Below are 15,327 nucleotides of genomic sequence, written 5' to 3'. Positions count from 1 at the left end.
CGCCTGACCTGGGAGACCCTTCCGTGGCGAACGAAGACAAGTACCTCGACTACCTCAAGCGCGCGACCGCCGACCTGCGGGAGACCCGGCGACGGCTGAAGGAGGCCGAGGACCGCGGCCACGAGCCGATCGCCATCATCGGGATGGCCTGCCGGTTTCCCGGTGGCGTGCGGTCGCCGGAGGATCTGTGGGAGCTGGTCGCCGAGGGCCGCGACGGGATCTCCGGGTTCCCCGCCGACCGCGGCTGGGACCTGTCCGCGCTGTACGACCCGACGGGGGAGAAGCCCGGTACCTCGTACTGCCGCGAGGGCGGTTTCCTTGACGGCGCGGGCGAATTCGACCCGGCCTTCTTCGGGATCTCGCCGAGGGAAGCGCTCGCCATGGACCCTCAGCAGCGGCTGCTGCTGGAGATCTCCTGGGAGACCTTCGAACGCGCGGGTATCGACCCCGGCTCGCTGCGGGGCAGCCGGACCGGGGTGTTCGCCGGGGTGATGTACCACGACTACGTCTCCCGGCTCGCTGCCATCCCGGAGGAACTCGAGGGCTACCTCGGCACCGGGAACTCGGGCAGCGTCGTGTCCGGGCGCGTCGCCTACACCTTCGGGCTGGAAGGCCCGGCGGTGACGATCGACACCGCTTGCTCGTCCTCGCTCGTCGCGCTGCATCTGGCCGCGCAGGCGCTGCGGCAGGGTGAATGCACGATGGCGCTCGCCGGTGGTGTCGCGGTGATGTCCACACCGGACACGTTCGTCGACTTCAGCCGTCAGCGCGGGCTCGCCGCGGACGGCCGCTGCAAGTCCTATTCGGACGGAGCGGACGGCACGTCGTGGGCCGAGGGCGTCGGGATGCTCCTGGTGGAGAAGCTCTCCGACGCGCGGCGGCTCGGCCACGAGGTGCTCGCCGTCGTCAGCGGTAGCGCGGTCAACCAGGACGGGGCGAGCAGCGGGCTCAGCGTGCCGAACGGCCCGTCGCAGCAGCGGGTCATCAGGCAGGCCCTGGAGAACGCGCGCCTTTCGGCGGGGCAGGTCGACGTCGTGGAGGGCCACGGCACCGGGACGACGCTGGGTGACCCGATCGAGGCGCAGGCGCTGCTCGCCACCTACGGCCGGGAGAAGTCCGCGGACCGGCCGTTGTGGCTGGGCTCGCTGAAGTCGAACATCGGGCACTCCCAGTCCGCCGCCGGGGTCGGCGGCGTGATCAAGATGGTGCAGGCGATCCGGCACGGGATCCTGCCGCGCACCCTGCACGCGGACGATCCTTCGTCCAAAGTGGACTGGTCGGCCGGTGCCGTCGAACTGCTCACCGAAGCGCGTGAGTGGCCGGAGACCGGGCAGCCGCGCCGCGCGGGCGTGTCCTCGTTCGGCGTCAGCGGCACCAACGCGCACACCATCATCGAGCAGGCTCCCGAGAGTGAAGAAGTCGCGGGCGTGCCGCCCATCGGCGCCGTGCCGGCGGTCCTGTCCGGCAAGACCGCGGACGCGCTGCGCGATCAGGTCGTGCGGCTGCGCTCGCATATCCTCGCCCGGCCGGAGCTGAGCGTCGCCGATGTCGCCGCTTCGCTCGCCACCACCCGCGTCCTGCACGAGCACCGGGGCGCGATCGTCGCGGCCGACCGGGACCAGCTGCTCGCCGGGCTGGACATCCTCGCCGCCGGCGCCACCACCGCCGGAGTCGCCCACGGTGTCGCCGCCGACGGCCGGACGGCGTTCCTGTTCACCGGCCAGGGCAGCCAGCGCCGCGGGATGGGCCGGGAGCTGGCTGAGCGGTTCCCGGTGTTCGCCGAGGCCTACGACGACGTCTGTGCCCGGTTCGAGCGGCCGATCAAGGAACTGTCCACCGAGGAACTGAACCAGACGGCGAACACGCAGTGCGCGTTGTTCGCCTTCGAGGTGGCGCTGTTCCGGCTGGTGGAGAGCTGGGGCGTCAAACCCGATTTCCTGGCGGGCCACTCGATCGGCGAGATCGCGGCGGCTCATGTCGCGGGCGTGTTCACGCTCGATGACGCTGTGAAACTGGTGTCGGCACGCGGTCGGCTGATGCAGGCGTTGCCCACCGGTGGCGCCATGGTGGCCTTGCAGGCGACCGAGGCCGAGGTCGTCCCGCTGCTGACCGACCGGGTGTCGCTGGCCGCGATCAACGGTCCGGAGTCGGTGGTCCTCTCCGGTGACGAAGACGCCGTCGCCGCCGTGGTGTCCCGCTTCGACGACCGCAAACACAAACGGCTCGCCGTGAGCCACGCTTTCCATTCGCCGCTGATGGATCCGATGCTCGACGACTTCCGCGCGGTCGCGGACAGTCTGTCGTATGCGGCACCGCGGATCCCGATCGCGTCGGGTGGTTTGGCGGAGGTGTCCACTTCGGACTATTGGGTCCGTCATGTCCGTGACGCGGTGCGGTTCCACGATTCGGTCAAGTTCCTGGAGGCCGAGGGTGTCACCCGGTTCCTGGAGATCGGGCCGGACGCCGTCCTCACCGCGATGGCCCAGGAGAGCACCGAGGACGCGGTCGTCGTCGCGGCCACACGCCGCAACCGCGCGGAGGACGTCACCCTGCTCGCCGCGGTCTCCACACTGCACGTCCACGGGGCGGCCGTCGACTGGACGCCGCTGCTCGCCGGAGCCCGCCGCGTCGACCTGCCCACGTACGCCTTCCAGCACCGTCGTTTCTGGCTGGACGGCCCGCTGAACGCCGAGGGCGACGCGGCGAGCCTTGGCCTCGGCGCCACCGACCATCCGCTGCTCGGCGCCGTCGTCACGATGGCGGACGCGCACGGCGTCCTGCTCACCGGGCGGCTTTCCCTCGCGGCGCAGCCGTGGCTGGCCGGGCACGTGGTCGCGGGGCATGTCCTGCTGCCGGGCACCGCCTTCGTCGATCTCGTGCTGCACGCCGGGGACAAGGTCGACTGCGGGGTCGTGGAGGAACTGACCCTGCGGGAACCGCTCGTCCTGCCCGAACACGACGCGCTCAGCCTTCAGCTGGTCGTCGGCGCGCCGGACGAGACCGGCAGGCGCACGGTCGGTGTCCACTCGCGCCCCGAGGCCGCCGACGCCGAATGGTCGTGCCACGCGACCGGTGTCCTCGCCCCCGGCTTCCCCGACACCGACTTCAGCCTCGCCGTTTGGCCGCCCGAAGGTGCCGAGCCGGTCGCGATCGACGGCCTGTACGGCGCGCTCGCCGAGGTCGGCCTCGACTACGGGCCCGCCTTCCAGTGCGTCCGCGCCGCCTGGACCCACGAATCGGCCGTCTACGCCGAAATCGAGCTCGCCGACGCCGAGAAGGCCGACGCGGCCCGGTTCGGGATCCATCCGGCCCTGCTCGACTCGGCTCTGCACGCCGCCGGCCTCGGCGCGCTGGACGCCACCGAGGCGCGGCTCCCGTTCTCGTGGTCCGGCGTGAGCCTGCGGGCTTTCGGGGCGACCACGATCCGCGTGCGCCTGACCCCGGCTGGACCGGACACGATCGCGCTGGTCGTCGCGGATCCGGAGGGACGGCCGGTGTTCACCGCCGACGGCCTCCTCGTCCGCGCGGTCCCGTCCGGCGCCCTCACCTCGCGAAACCCGGTGCGCGACGCGTTGTTCCGGGTGGACTGGCAGCCGCTCACCATCCCCGCCGAAGCCGCCGCGGAGCACGTCGTCGCCTCGTTCACCGGGTACACCGGCGACCTGCTCGGCGACGCCCACGCGGCCGCCGTCCGCGCGCTCGAACTGGTGCGTGCCGACGATGGCGGGCCGAAACTCGTCTTCCTGACCAGCGGTGCCGTCGGCGACGCCGTGCCGCATCCGGCGCAGGCCACCGTCTGGGGTCTCGTCCGCACCGCGCAGGAAGAGTTCCCGGACCGGTTCGTCCTCCTCGACAGCGACACCGAGCCCACGCCCGAACTCGTCGCGGCCGCCGTCGCCACCGGCGAACCCGAACTCCTGCTCCGCGAGGGCGTCCTGTCCGGTGCCCGGCTCGTCCGCGCCCCGCGTGCCTCCACGGAGCCCGGCGACATCTCCGGGACGGTGCTCGTCACCGGCGGCACCGGCGCGCTCGGCGCGGATCTCGCCCGGCACCTCGTCCGGTCGCGCGGTGTCCGGCGACTGCTGCTCACCAGCCGTCGAGGTGCGGCCGCACCCGGCGCGGACACCCTCACCCGCGAACTGACCGCGCTCGGCGCCGACGTCCGGATCGAAGCCTGCGACGCCGCCGACCGCGACGCACTCGCCGCCCTGCTGGCCGATCAGCCGATCACTCTCGCCGTGCACGCGGCGGGTGTCCTGGACGACGGCCTTCTCGGTGACCTGTCCCCGGAGCGCCTCACCGCCGTCCTGAGGTCCAAAGTGGACGCCGCCGTGCATCTGCACGAACTGCTCGGCGACACCGAACTCGTCCTGTTCTCTTCCGCCGCCGGGGTGTTCGGCAACGAAGGGCAGGCGAACTACGCAGCCGCGAACGCCTTCCTCGACGCCTTCGCCCGGCATCGCCACGCGAACGGACAGCCCGGCACGGCGCTGGCCTGGGGGATGTGGGCCGCCGGAATGGGCGACGCGCTCACTGCCCGCCCCGGCTTCCCCGCACTGTCCACAGAGGACGGGATGGCGCTCTTCGACGCCGCGACGGCGCTCGACGACGCCGCGCTCGTCCCGATCCGGCTCGATCTGCCCGCGTTGCGCGCTCGGCTCGGCGGTGACGTGCCACCGTTGTTCCGCGGCCTGATCCGGCCTGCCCGCCGCGCCGCCGTCACCGGTTCGGCGGGTGCGCTCGCCGACCGGCTGGCCGCGCTCACCCCGGCCGAACGGAGCCGGGAACTGCTGGAGATCGTGCGGACGCACGTCGCCATCGTGCTGGGCCACCTCGGTTCGGAGGCGATCGACGCCGGGAAACCGTTCCAGGAGCTCGGCTTCGACTCGCTGGCGGCGGTCGAACTGCGCAACCGGCTGACCGAGGTCACCGGCCTGCGGCTGGCCGCGACCCTCGTCTTCGACTACCCGACCCCGCTCGTGCTCGCCGAACACCTGCTGGAGGGACTCGCCGGGGGCGGGCTCGCCGAGGCGCCGGACGTGCCGGTGCGCACCGGTCCGGTCGACGAGCCGATCGCGATCATCGGCATGGCCTGCCGCTACCCGGGCGGTGTCACCTCCCCGGAAGAGCTGTGGGACCTGGTGGCCGCCGGCCGGGACGGGGTTTCGGAGTTCCCGGTCAACCGGGGCTGGGACGACGTCTACGACGCGGACCCCGGCAAGGTGGGCAAGAGCTACGCCCGCGAGGGCGGATTCCTGCACGACGCGGGCGAATTCGACGCTGCGTTCTTCGGGATCTCGCCGCGTGAGGCGCTGGCGATGGATCCGCAGCAGCGATTGCTGCTGGAGACGTCGTGGGAGGTCTTCGAACGCGCCGGGATCGATCCGCACGCGGTGCGGGGCAGCAAGACCGGCGTCTTCGCCGGGGTGATGTACCACGATTACGCGGCGCGGCTGAACTCCGTGCCGGAGGACGTCGAGGGCTACCTCGGCACGGGGAACTCGGGCAGTGTGATCTCGGGACGGCTGGCCTACACCTTCGGGCTGGAAGGCCCGGCGGTCAGCATCGACACGGCGTGTTCGTCGTCGCTGGTCGCGATGCACCTCGCCGGACAGGCGCTGCGGCAGGGCGAATGTTCGCTCGCGCTCGCGGGTGGTGTGACCGTGATGGCGACGCCGAACACCTTCGTCGAGTTCAGCCGTCAGCGCGGGATGGCCGCCGACGGCCGGTGCAAATCCTTCGCCGAGGCAGCGGACGGTACCGGCTGGGGTGAGGGCGTCGGCATGCTGCTGCTGGAGCGCCTGTCGGACGCCCGCCGCAACGGTCACCGGGTGCTGGCCGTGGTTCGCGGCTCGGCGGTGAACCAGGACGGCGCGTCGAACGGGTTGACGGCGCCGAATGGGCCGTCGCAGCAGCGGGTGATCCGTCAGGCTTTGGCTCAGGCGGGTCTGCGTCCGTCCGATGTGGACGCTGTCGAAGCGCACGGAACCGGGACCACTCTTGGTGACCCGATCGAGGCGCAGGCTCTGCTGGCCACGTACGGGCAGGATCGTGAAGAGCCGTTGTGGCTGGGTTCGGTGAAGTCGAACCTCGGTCACACCCAGGCCGCCGCCGGTGTCGCGGGCGTGATCAAGATGGTCGAGGCGATGCGGCACGGCGTGCTGCCCAAGACGCTGCACGTCGACGAGCCTTCATCCCATGTGGACTGGGCCGAGGGCGCGGTGTCCTTGGTGACGGAGTCGCGGGAGTGGCCGGACACCGGTCGTCCGCGTCGTGCCGGGGTGTCGTCGTTCGGGATCAGCGGGACCAACGCGCACACCATCATCGAGGCCGTCGAGCCGGATCCCCAGCCGTCCGGAAACCCGGATGTCCCGCCGTGGCCGCTGTCCGGCAAGACCGAGGAGGCGTTGCGAGCGCAGGCCGCCCGCCTCCACGACCACCTGCTGGCCACTCCCGAGGTGACCGCGGCGGACGTCGCGCTCGCGCTCACGGCGCGGGCGGACTTGGAGCATCGGGCCGCGCTTGTGGCCGGCGACCGCGACGGTCTCCTCGCCGCGCTGGACGCGCTCGCGCACGGTGAGACCGCCGAGGGGATCGTCCGGGGAATCGCCCGGCACACCGGCCGGACGGCGTTCCTGTTCACCGGTCAGGGCAGCCAGCGGCTCGGGATGGGGCTTGAGCTGGCCGAGCGTTTCCCGGTGTTCGCCGAGGCTTATGACGAGGTGTGCTCCCGCTTCGAGCAGCCGATCAAGGAGCTGACGGCTGAGGAGTTGAACCAGACCGCCAATACGCAGTGTGCGTTGTTCGCCCTCGAGGTGGCGCTGTTCCGGCTGGTGGAGAGCTGGGGTGTTCGGCCGGACTTCCTTGCCGGGCATTCGGTCGGGGAGATCGCGGCCGCCCACGTGGCCGGTGTGCTTTCCCTCGACGATGCGGTGACGCTGGTGTCGGCGCGCGGCCGGTTGATGCAGGCGCTGCCCACGGGCGGCGCGATGGTGGCGCTGAGGGCGACCGAAGCGGAGCTGACCCCGCTGCTGACGGAGCGGGTGTCGATCGCCGCTATCAACGGCCCGGAGTCGGTGGTGGTCTCGGGTGACGAGGACGCCGTCGCCGCTGTGGTCGAGGGCCGCAAGCACAAGCGACTTACCGTGAGTCATGCGTTCCACTCGCCGTTGATGGACCCGATGCTCGATGACTTCCGTACGGTGGTGGAGGGCCTGACGTTCGCGGCGCCGCGGATCCCGATCGTGTCCGGTGGTCTGGCGGAAGTGTCCACTTCGGACCATTGGGTCCGGCATGTCCGTGACGCGGTGCGGTTCCACGATTCCGTGAAGTTCCTGGAAGCCGAAGGCGTCACGCGGTTCCTGGAGATCGGACCCGACGGTGTCCTGACCGCGATGGCGCAGGACAGCCTGGAGGACGCGGTCGTCGTCCCCGCCCTGCGGCGCGACAAGCCCGAGGTGACGACCCTGCTGACGGCGGTCGCCGGTCTGCACGTCCACGGCGCCGACGTCGACTGGAGCCCGTTGTCCGCCGGGGCCCGCCGGGTGGATCTGCCCACGTATGCCTTCCAGCGCACGGAGTTCTGGCTCGACGCGGGGGCCGCGGCCGGCGATCTGACCGCGGCGGGACTGGCCGACGCCGGACATCCACTGCTCGGTGGCGCGGTGACCCTGCCGGACTCCGGCGGGACCGTGTTCACCGGCAGGCTGTCGCTCGCGGCCCAGCCCTGGCTCGCCGACCACGCCGTCGGGGAGACCGTGCTTCTGCCCGGTACCGCGTTCGTCGATCTGGCGCTCGCCGCCGGACGACGGCACGGCACCGTCGTCCTCGACGAACTCACCCTGGAGAGCCCGCTGGTCCTGCCGGAGCGCGGCGGTGTCGATCTGCGCGTGTGGGTCCGCGAACCGGACGACACCGGCGCGTGCGCGGTCAGCGTGCATTCCCGTGCCGACGACGAGCCCTGGATCCGCCATGCGGTCGGAACACTGACCGAGGACACCGGCGCCACGCCCGCCGACCTCACGTCATGGCCGCCCGCCGCGGAGGAGACCGACGTCGACGGGCTGTACGACGCGCTCGCCGACGCGGGCCTGAACTACGGCCCGGTCTTCCAAGGCGTCCGCGCGGCCTGGCTCGACGGCACGACGGTGTACGCCGAGATCGACCTCGACGAACGCCACCACGGCGACGCCGCGCGCTTCGGCCTGCACCCCGCGCTGTTGGACGCGGCCCTGCACACCGCCGGACTCGGCGCGCTGAGCACCGAAGGCGGGGCACGGCTGCCCTTCCTGTGGTCGGGTGTCTCGCTCACCGGCCTCGGCGCCACGAGCCTGCGCGTCCGGCTCACCGGGACCGGCGACACGCTCTCCCTGACGATCGCGGACGGGGCGGGCGCGCCGGTGGCGACCGTCGCCGGCCTGACCGTCCGCCAGGTCGACCCCGCCGCGTTCGGTGGTGGCGGCGACTCGCTGTTCCGGGTGGAGTGGGTGCCGGTCCGCGCCCGTGCCGCGGACACCGCGCCCGCCATGGTCGTCCGGTCCGAAGTGGACAGTGCGGTGGACGTGCACGACGCGACCGCGCAAACGCTTGCGGCGCTCCAATCCTGGCTCGCCGACGAAAGCAACGCCGACACCACCCTGGTCGTGCTGACCAGCGGCGCCGTGTCGGTGGCGGGGGAGGACACGCGTGATCTCGCCCGCGCCGCCGTCTGGGGGCTGGTGCGGTCGGCGCAGTCCGAGCATCCGGGCCGGTTCGTGCTCATCGACACCGACGGCGAAACAGTGGACCTGGCCGGAGCCGTCGCCACCGGCGAAGCGCAGCTCGCCATCCGCGACGGGAAGCTGTGGGCGCCGCGCCTGGTGAAGAGCGCGCCTTCCATCGCCACACCGCGTTTCGACCCGGAAGGGACGGTCCTGCTCACCGGGGCCACCGGCGCGCTGGGCCGATCGCTGGCCCGTCACCTGGTCTCCGCACACGGGGTGCGGCATCTGCTGCTGGTCAGCCGCAGCGGCGCCGCCGCCTCCGGTGCCACCGACCTGTTGGCGGAACTGACCGGGCTCGGTGCCTCCGCGGTCCTGGAGTCCTGCGACGTCGCCGACCGGGAAGCCCTCGCGGAGCTGCTGGCCGGAGTCGACCCCGAGCATCCGCTCACCGCGGTGGTGCACGCGGCCGGCGTCCTCGACGACGGTCTGATCGACAGCCTGACCCCCGAACGGTTCGACGCCGTCCTGCGGCCCAAGGCCGACGCGGCGCTGAACCTGCACGAACTGGCGGGCGACGCCGAGGAGTTCGTGCTGTTCTCCTCGGCGGCGGGCACGTTCGGCAACGCCGGACAGGCGAACTACGCCGCGGCGAACGCCTTCCTGGACGCCCTGGCGCAGCACCGGCTGGCCAACGGGCTCCCGGCCCGGTCCCTGGCCTGGGGCCTGTGGGACACCGACGACGGGATGGACGCCTCCGCCGCCGTCGCCAGGCTCACCGGTTCCGGGCTCACCACCGAAGAAGGGCTGCGCCTGTTCGACACCGCGGGTGACGGCGTCGTCCTGCCGATGAAGCTCGACCTCGCCGCGCTCCGTGCCGAACTCGGTTCCGACGTGCCGTCCCTGCTGCGCGGTCTGATCAAGGCGCCCGCGCGGCGCTCCGCCGGGGCGTCGGCGTGGAAACGTCAGCTCGCGGGACTGTCCGAAGAGGACCGTGACGCGCGTCTGCTCGAACTCGTGCGGACACAGGTCGCCGCGGTGCTGGGCTACTCCGGCCCGGAGGACGTGCCGTCGGACCGGGCGTTCACCGAGCTCGGCTTCGATTCGCTCACGTCGGTGGACCTGCGGAACCGGCTGAACTCCGCGACCGGTCTGCGCCTGCCCGCCACCCTCGTGTTCGATCACCCGAACTCCGACGCGGTCGTCTCCCGGCTGCGGGAGGAACTGTCCGGCACCACGGTCGCGGCCGCCGTCGTCACCACGGCACCGGTGGACGAACCGATCGCCATCGTCGGCATGGCCTGCCGGTTCCCCGGTGGTGTCCGTTCGCCGGAAGACCTCTGGCGGCTGGTGAGCGAAGGCCGCGACGGCATCACCCCGTTCCCGGCGGACCGGGGCTGGGACGTCGAAGGTCTGTACGACCCCGAGGCAAGCAGGCCCGGCACCTCCTGCACCCGCTACGGCGGATTCCTGCACGACGCCGGTGACTTCGATCCAGGGTTCTTCGGGATCTCGCCGCGTGAGGCGCTGGCGATGGACCCGCAGCAGCGATTGCTCCTGGAGACGTCCTGGGAAGCCTTCGAGCGCGCTGGGATCGACCCAGCCACCCTGCGCGGTTCCGCGACCGGCGTCTTCGCCGGGGCGATGTACCACGACTACGTTTCGCGGCTCACCGAGATCCCATCGGATCTGGAGGGCTACCTCGGCACGGGGAACTCGGGCAGTGTGATCTCGGGGCGCCTCGCCTACGCCTTCGGGCTGGAAGGCCCGGCGGTCAGCATCGACACGGCGTGCTCGTCCTCACTGGTCGCGATGCATCTCGCGGCGCAGGCGCTGCGGCAGGGCGAATGCGGCCTGGCGCTGGCCGGTGGCGTCGCGGTGATGTCCACTCCGGACACCTTCATCGAGTTCAGCCGCCAGCGCGGGATGGCGCCGGACGGCCGGATCAAGGCGTTCTCCGAGACCGCGGACGGCACGGCGTGGGGCGAGGGCGTCGGCATGCTGCTGCTGGAGCGCCTTTCGGACGCCCGTCGCAACGGACACCGGGTGCTGGCCGTGGTCCGTGGCACGGCGGTGAACCAGGACGGTGCGTCGAACGGGTTGACGGCGCCGAACGGGCCGTCGCAGCAGCGGGTGATCCGGCAGGCTTTGGCGCAGGCCGGCCTGCGACCGTCTGATGTGGACGCTGTCGAGGCGCACGGAACCGGGACCACGCTCGGCGATCCGATCGAGGCGCAGGCTCTGCTCGCCACCTATGGCCAGGATCGTGAGGAGCCGTTGTGGCTCGGCTCGGTGAAGTCGAACCTCGGCCACACCCAGGCCGCCGCCGGGGTGGCGAGCGTGATCAAGATGGTCGAGGCGATGCGCCACGGCGTGCTGCCCAAGACGCTGCACGTAGACGAGCCGTCGTCCCATGTGGACTGGACGGAAGGCGCCGTCTCCCTGCTCACCGAATCGCGGGAGTGGCCGGACACCGGTCGTCCGCGGAGGGCCGGGGTGTCGTCGTTCGGGATCAGCGGGACCAACTCGCATGTCGTCCTGGAAGCGGATGTCTCCGGGGACGCGGCACCGGCCGGACAGCCGGACGTACTCGCCTTCCTGTTGTCCGCCAAGACGCCGGACGCTCTGCGCGGGCAGGCCGCCAGGTTGCGTGCCCGGTTGCTGACCGGACACGAGCCCGAGCTCGCCGACGTCGCGCAAACGCTTGCCACACGGGGGCTTTTCGAGCACCGGGCGGTGGTCACCGCGGGCGACCGCGACGGACTGCTCGACGCGCTCGCCGCGCTGGCCGGGGGAGAACCGGGCGCCTTCGTCACCGGTCTCGCGAAACCGGGCGGGAAACTCGCGTTCCTCTTCACCGGTCAGGGCAGCCAGCGTGCCGGGATGGCCGACGAACTGTCGGCCGCGTTCCCCGTCTTCGCGCAAGCCTTCGACGAGATCTGCGAGCGTTTCGACGCTCTACTGGACCGTCCGCTGCGCGAAGCGCTCGCCGGTGATCTGGTCGACCGCACCGAATACACCCAGTGCGCGATGTTCGCCGTCGAGGTCGCGCTGTTCCGGCTCGTCGAAAGCCGCGGCGTGCGACCGGACTTCCTGGCCGGGCATTCGATCGGGGAACTGGCGGCGGCCCACGTCGCCGGGGTCTGGTCGCTGGAGGACGCCTGCACGGTGGTCGCCGCGCGCGGCAGGCTCATGCAGGCGCTGCCCCCGGGCGGCGCGATGATCGCCGTCCAGGCCACCGAGGAGGAGGTCCGGCCGCTGATCGACGACGAGACCGTGTCGATCGCCGCGATCAACGGCCCGGTGTCGGTCGTCGTCTCCGGTGCGGAGGCCGCCGTGACCGCGCTGGCCGCCGGGTTCGCCGAACGCGGCCGCAAGACCAAGCGGCTCACCGTGAGCCACGCGTTCCACTCGCCGCTCATGGACGGGATGCTCGGCGAATTCCGCGCCGTGCTCGACGGGATCTCCGCCGCCGAACCGCGGATCCCGCTGGTGTCCACGCTGACCGGGGAACCGCTGACCGGCGATCAGGCACGATCGAGCGAGTACTGGGTCCGGCACGTGCGGGACGCGGTCCGGTTCTGCGACGCGGTCCGAACCCTGGAGGCGCATGGTGTCCGGCGTTATCTGGAGCTCGGCCCGGACGCGCCGCTGACCGCCCTTGGCGAGCACTGCGTCACGAACGAGTCCACAGTGGACGCTCCGCTGTTCGTGCCATCGCTGCGGGCAGACCGGTCCGACGTCGAGTCGTTCGTCACCGCGCTCGCGCGGTTGCACGTCGACGGGGTCCGGGTCGACTGGGCGAAGGCGCTCCCCGGCCGGAAGATCGATCTGCCCACCTACGCCTTCCAACGCGAGCGGTTCTGGCTGCGGCCCGTCGCCCCCGCGGTGGGCGATGTCACCGGGCTGGGGCAGTCGCCCGCCGGGCATCCGCTGCTCGGCGCGGCGGTCGAGGCGCCGGACAGCGACGCGGTGCTGTTCACCGGCAGGCTGTCGGTGCAGGAGCAGCCGTGGCTGGCCGACCACGTCGTCGCCGGGACGACCCTCCTGCCGGGTACGGCGTTCGTCGAGCTCGCGTTGCGGGCCGGGGAGCTGACCGGCTGCGCGGCCGTCGACGAACTGACCCTGGAAGCGCCGCTGGTGCTGCCGGACCACGGTGGCACGGCACTGCGGATCGTCGCCGCCGCGCCGGACGAGACCGGCAGGCGCGCGCTGGACGTCTACTCCCGCCCCGACGACGGCGACTGGATCCGCCACGCCACCGGGACCGTGTCGCCTCTGGCGGCGGGCGCGCCGTTCGATCTGTCGGCCTGGGCGGCCGCCGATGCCGAGACCGTCGAAACCGACGGCCTCTACGACGGCTTGGCCGCCGCCGGGCTCGAGTACGGCCCGGTCTTCCAGGGACTCCGCTCCGCCCGCAGGCGAGGGGACGACATCTGGGCCGAGGTCGACCTCCCCGAGGACACCACGACCGAGGGTTTCGGCCTGCATCCGGCCTTGCTCGACGCCGCCTTGCATGCCCTGGGCTTCGCCGAAGGGGGTGAGCAGGAGGCCGACGTGGCGGCCGGACGCGTGCGGCTGCCGTTCGCCTGGTCCGGCGTCCGGCTCCACGCCTCCGGTGCGCGTGCCCTGCGGGTTCGGCTGTCCCCGGCGGGGGAGAACGCGGTCTCCCTGGCCGCGGCGGACGAGACCGGCAGGCTGGTGGCCACAGTGGACGCTCTGACGCTGCGCCCGGTCTCGCTGGAGCAACTCGGCGGGCGGCAGGGCAGCCACGAGTCGCTGTTCGGTCTGGAGTGGGCGCCGGTTCCGCTCGACCCCACCGCCGCCGTGGCCGCGAGCTGGGCGGTCGTCGGTGTCGACGACTACAAACTCGACGCCGCGCTCACGGCCGCCGGCTATCGCGGGCAGGTTCACGCGAATCTGGCCGAGGTGAGCGATCGAGTGCCCGAGCTGGTCTTCGTTTCGTGCGCGCCGGACCACCGTCAAGGGCTGGCCGCCGCCGCGCACACCGCCGCCCACCGCGCGCTGGAGCTGGTCCGTGCGTGGCTGGCCGAGGACCGGTTCGCCGGTTCCCGGCTGGTGCTGGTCACCGGCGGCGCCGTCGACGAACCGGCGCAGGCGGTGATCTGGGGCCTGATCCGCTCGGCGCAGTCCGAGCACCCCGGCCGGTTCGTGCTGGTCGACCTCGACGAACAGGACGCGTCGTATCGCGTGCTGCTGCCCGCCCTCGCTTCCGGCGAACCGCAGCTGGAGTTGCGCGAGGGAACGGTGAAGGCACCGCGGCTGGTCAAACCGGCCGTGACGCCGGTCGAAGGCAAGGTGCGGACCGACGGGGCCGTGCTGATCACCGGTGGCACCGGCGCGCTCGGCGCGGCACTGGCCCGGCATCTGGTCACCGCGCACGGGAAGACCCGGCTGGTGCTCGCCGGCCGCCGGGGCCCGGACGCGCCGGGCGCGGGCGAGCTGGCCGAAGAACTGCGAGGGTTGGGCGCCGAGGTCGCGGTGGTCGCTTGCGACGCGGCCGACCGTGAAGCGCTGCAACGTCTTCTTGCCGAGCATCCGGTGACCGGGGTCGTCCACGCCGCCGGCGTCCTCGACGACGTCGTCCTCGACGGCCTCACCCCGGAGCGGCTCGACGCCGTCCTGCGGCCGAAGGTCGACGCCGCGGTGAACCTGCACGAACTGGCGGGCGACGTCGACGAGTTCGTGCTGTTCTCCTCCGCGGCGGGCACCTTCGGCAATCCGGGGCAGGCGAACTACGCGGCGGCCAACGCGTTCCTCGACGCGCTCGCCCGGCATCGCCGTGCGCACGGGCTGCCGGCGACCTCGCTCGCCTGGGGGCTCTGGGCCGGCGACGGGATGGCGGGCGGCATGTCCGGACGCGATCTGGAACGGATGACGGCCTCCGGCGCGGGCGCACTGTCCACAGAGGAGGGACTGGCGCTGTTCGACCTCGCGGTGACGGCGGCCGAACCGGTGCTGTTGCCGATGCGGCTGGACCTCGCCGCGGTGCGGGCGGGCCTCGGCACCGACGTCCCGCCGCTGCTGCGCGGCCTGATCCGCGGTACCGGCAAACGTGTCGAGACCGCCGGTTCGCCGACCGGGGACGCGCTCAAGGCGGAGCTGGCCGGGATGACCGGGGAGGAACGCGCCGCGGCACTGCTGAACCTCGTCGCCACCCACGTCGCCGGTGTGCTCGGGCACGCCGGTCCCGAGCAGGTCGATCCGGACAAGGCGTTCACCGAACTCGGGTTCGACTCGCTCGCCGCGGTCGAACTGCGCAACCGCGTCAACGAGGCCACCGGTCTCCGGCTGCCCGCCACGCTGGTCTTCGACCATCCGACCACCGCCGCGGTGGCGGAACTGGTCGGCGCGGAGATCGTCGTGGACGACGCGCCACCGCCGCTGGGGGTGCTCGCGGAACTCGACCGGCTGGAGGCCGCGTTCGCCGGGGGAAGCCCGGACGACGCGATCCGCGGCAAGGTCAAGGACCGGCTGCGCGCCCTGCTCGCGGCGTGCGATCCGGGCGAGGGCACCGAATCCGTGGCGGATCGGCTCGAAGACGCCTCGGACGACGAAATGTTCGAATTCATCGGCAAGGAACTCGGGATCTCCTGACTTGGGGGCG

1 protein-coding gene is annotated in these 15,327 nt (G+C 72.2%); it reads left to right on the top strand.

The window, feature by feature from the left end:
• Positions 1-23 precede the first annotated feature (23 nt).
• Positions 24-15,317, top strand: coding sequence for a type I polyketide synthase (locus tag DMC64_RS22275; protein ID WP_125735100.1), 15,294 nt, complete (start codon positions 24-26; stop codon positions 15,315-15,317).
• Positions 15,318-15,327 lie beyond the last annotated feature (10 nt).

Origin of the sequence: Amycolatopsis sp. WAC 04197 (assembly GCF_003947475.1) — a bacterium.
GTDB lineage: Bacteria > Actinomycetota > Actinomycetes > Mycobacteriales > Pseudonocardiaceae > Amycolatopsis > Amycolatopsis japonica.
The sequence above is the reverse complement of the archived record's forward strand: the minus strand, read 5'-3'. Positions and strand labels throughout refer to the sequence as shown.